Annotated in this window: 1 protein-coding gene; it reads right to left on the reverse strand. The window is 52.0% G+C overall.

Annotated elements, in window-relative coordinates:
• Positions 1-431: hypothetical protein (locus V6E90_RS21550; RefSeq protein WP_332606414.1), on the reverse strand; the 431-nt coding region annotated here is incomplete at both ends.

Consider the following 431-nt stretch of genomic DNA (forward strand, 5'->3'; position numbering starts at 1 on the left):
CCATTGACGAGATCTGCGGCAGTCACGGTGAAGTTGTTGCCATTTACGGTCACCACTGTACCAAGCACTGCATCTGGTCCCAATGCCACGCGTGCATCGAAGCTACCATCCGCACCTAACTCAGTCGCATTCAAGATGCCATCACCGTTTAAGTCATCTGGAACTGTGATCGCACCAATCAAGTCAGCTGCAACTGTATCCACCGTGATGGTTACATCTGCATCGGCACTGTCAATGTTACCTTGTGCATCTACCGCTTCTGCATGGATCGTGATGCTGCCATCTGCTGCAACGGCTATCGCTGCAGTGATGAAGCCATTCACCAAGTCCGCTGCTGTTACTGTGTAGTTGGTACCATTTACGGTTACCACTGTACCCACTGCTGCATCTGGACCGAGTGCCACTTGTGCATCGAAGCTACCATCTGCACC

This window comes from Acinetobacter sp. ESBL14, from assembly GCF_036668815.1.
Classification (GTDB): Bacteria; Pseudomonadota; Gammaproteobacteria; order Pseudomonadales; family Moraxellaceae; genus Acinetobacter; species Acinetobacter gyllenbergii.